4 protein-coding genes are annotated in these 3,098 nt (G+C 60.8%); all 4 read left to right on the top strand.

The features are described 5' to 3' along the window. Window positions 1–328: hypothetical protein (locus tag EGI20_RS16910; protein ID WP_498632877.1), on the top strand; the 328-nt coding region annotated here is incomplete at its 5' end. 1 nt (window position 329) lies between these two features. Continuing rightward, complete coding sequence (locus EGI20_RS16905; RefSeq protein ID WP_498632875.1) at window positions 330–1,388, top strand: SUMF1/EgtB/PvdO family nonheme iron enzyme; 1,059 nt, start codon at window positions 330–332, stop codon at window positions 1,386–1,388. Between the two features lie 53 nt (window positions 1,389–1,441). After that, window positions 1,442–1,801, top strand: a complete 360-nt coding sequence (gene avd / locus EGI20_RS16900; protein WP_498632874.1) for a diversity-generating retroelement protein Avd — start codon at window positions 1,442–1,444, stop codon at window positions 1,799–1,801. A 269-nt stretch (window positions 1,802–2,070) separates the two neighbouring features. Continuing rightward, window positions 2,071–3,098, top strand: a 1,028-nt coding sequence (locus tag EGI20_RS16895) for a reverse transcriptase domain-containing protein (RefSeq protein WP_498632873.1), incomplete at its 3' end; no start/stop codon positions are given.

Below are 3,098 nucleotides of genomic sequence, written 5' to 3'. Positions count from 1 at the left end.
CTACGCGTTGACAGGAAGCCTCCTGACCTTGGCGCTGAATGATGCCGAGCTGACGACTGATCTGGCTGCAGAGCAGGCGGACACGACGCGCCAGATCGAGATCCGCACAGATGGCACCAGCCTGTCGCGCACCGATGGCGATACCTACGCCGCACTGATCACGATACCGCCACGCCGCTACAGGGCAGGCATCGCCGTGACCAAGCCCGCCGACGGCGGGGGCGAGACCGAACAGACGCCCACACCGGTGGCGCTGCCGCTGGATGGAAACGCCATCACCCTGCAGCTGTGGGGCATGAACATCAACACCAATCAACGCGAGGCCTGATATGAGCATTGTTATTTCTGTAACCGACAGCCTGCGCCAGTCCGTCGAAGCCGCCACCGGCGGCAAGAATACCGTGCTGTACGACAGCAAGGGCTACCCGTCCATCATGGCGGTGATTCCTAAGTTCAACGTGCAGGACATCGACGCCAGCCTGGGCACCGGCGTTCACCCGGCCTTTGTGGTGGGTGGCGTTGAAAAGAGCGAGATCTTCGTCGGCAAGTTTCTGGCGACAACTCACGACGGTGTGGCTCTGTCACTGCCGGGCATGAATCCTGCGCGTAGCATCAACTACGACGGCGCCCACGCTCTGTGCCGTGCCAAGGGCGCCGGCTGGCACTTGATGACGAATGCAGAGTGGGCAGCCGTCGCCCTGTGGTGTTACAAAAACGGCTTTCAGCCGCGCGGCAATAACAACTACGGCCGCGACAGCGCGCAGACGTATGAAACTGGGCGCCGCGTCAGTGGTGGCAACCCAGGCGACGCCACCGGTGACGGCGCAACCCTGACTGGCTCGGGGCCGGTGTCGTGGTCGCATGACAATAGCGCAGCCGGTATCTGCGATCTGAACGGCAACGTGTGGGAATGGCAGGCAGGTCTGCGCGTCAACAACGGCGAGATCAACGTCATCCCGTACAACGATGCCGCGCTCGACAACGCCGATCACAGCGCCGCATCGGCCGCGTGGAAGGCCATTGATGGCGCATCGGGCGCCTACGCCGCAGCAGGCGCTGCCAATGCCGTGAAGTTCAAGCTGGCCGGCACGACCAACTACGGCCTGGTGCGCGCCTCGGGTGCAAGCTTTGAGGGCATGACCAACCCGGGCGCCGTGCCTGTTGGCGCGACAGCGCTGGCGCTGGCCAAACAGCTGGGCCTGTACCCCATCGCCAGCACGGGCTTGGGCGGTGACGGATTCTGGCTGAACGACACTGTCGAGGCGCTCCCGATCCGTGGCGGCGTTTGGAACAACGCCGCGACGACAGGCGTGTTCGCGCTCGACTGCCGCAACCCGCGCGCGGACGTGTACAGCGGCATCGGGTTCCGCCCCGCTTTTGTGGCCTGAAATCTGTAATGTGACATCTGACAGGGTGCGCGAGAGCGCACCCTTGAGCACCCATGAATCCAAGCAATGATTTACTGATACGCCAACGCTGCGAGGCCATGATCGAATACGGCTATGTGGCCATGCGCCAATTTCCGAAAGCAGAGCGGCATGTACTCAGCGCAGAGATCCGGCACAGCATGTGGCAGGTATTGCGGCTGATCGTGATCTGCAACAAGCGCTACCACAAAAAGACCACGCTGCAAGAGCTGGACGGCGAGCTGGATCTATTGCGTAGCCAGGTGAGAATGGCCAAGGCGCTCGGGTATCTGGATTTCAAGAAATACGAGAATTGGGCGCGTCACAACGATGAAATAGGACGGATGGTGGGCGGCTGGATCAAGGCGGCCAACCAAAAAACCGCCGCAGATTAACCAAGGGTATCGCGTTACTGGCTCCCGATCCGTGGCGGCAATTGGAACAACGCCGCGACGACAGGCGTGTTCGCGCTCAACTGCAACAACCCGCGCACGAACGTGAACAGCAACATCGGGTTCCGCCCCGCTCTTGAGGAAAGCCAGAAGCGGCCAGCCTACGGGCTTGCCGCCAGTGCGCCATCAAAAGGACGCGACATCCTCGCCTATTGGCGAAACATTAAACAAACCGTGCTGGTGAGTAGCAAAACGAAAGTCAGCACGCCCCCATGCCAAAAACTTATAACAACCTATTCCCGCAAATTTACGATTTCGAAAACCTGTATCAGGCCTACCGGAGAGCCCGCGCCGGCAAGCGAAACCGGCTTGAGGTGCTGCGCTTCGAGCAGGATCTGGAAGGCAACCTGATCCAGCTGCAAAATGAACTGATCTGGGGCATGTACCGGACAGGCCAGTACCGGCTATTTGACGTGTTCGAGCCCAAGCACCGTGTGGTGGCTGCGTTGCCGTTTCGCGACCGCGTCGTGCAGCACGCCATCGTCGGGGTGATAGAGCCGATATGGGAAGCACGTTTCCATTTTGATAGCTACGCCTGCCGCCCAGGCAAAGGCACTCACGCTGGCGCAGATCGGGCGCAGGATTTTTTGCGCCGCGTGCAAAGACAGCACGGACGCGTGTATGCGCTCAAGGCCGACATCGGCAAGTTCTTCGCCAGCATCGATCACGGCATCATCAAGCAGCTGATCCGCCGGCGCATCACCTGCGCGCCGACACTGGCGCTACTGGACGCCATCATAGATAGCACCGCAGAGAGCGGGCTGGCGCCAGTTGGCTTGCCGATCGGCAACCTGACAAGCCAGTTGTGCGCCAATATCTATCTGCATGAGCTAGACGATTACGCCAAGCACGCGCTGGGCGAGCGGCACTACTGCCGCTACATGGACGACTTCATCATCGTCCACCACGACAAGCAGCACCTGCATCGCGCCAGGGCGCGCATCGAGGACTGGCTGTGGCGCGAGCTACGCCTAAAGACCAACCACAAGACACAAGTTTTCCCGGTCGCCGTGCGCAATGGCCGCGCGCTGGATTTTTTGGGTTACCGGATCTACCCGACGCACCGACGATTGCGGGTGGACAGCATCAAGCGCATCAAGACCAAGCTGAGAAAGTTTAAGCGGCAATACGCGGCTGGCGAAATCAGCCTAAACGACATCACGCCCAGCATCAAAAGCTGGGTCGCCCATGCTAGCCATGCGCAGACGTTTGGGTTGCGGGCATCGGTGCTTGGCGCGTT

Source organism: Aquitalea sp. S1-19 (assembly GCF_024343515.1).
This window is presented reverse-complemented; position numbering and strand designations above follow the sequence as displayed.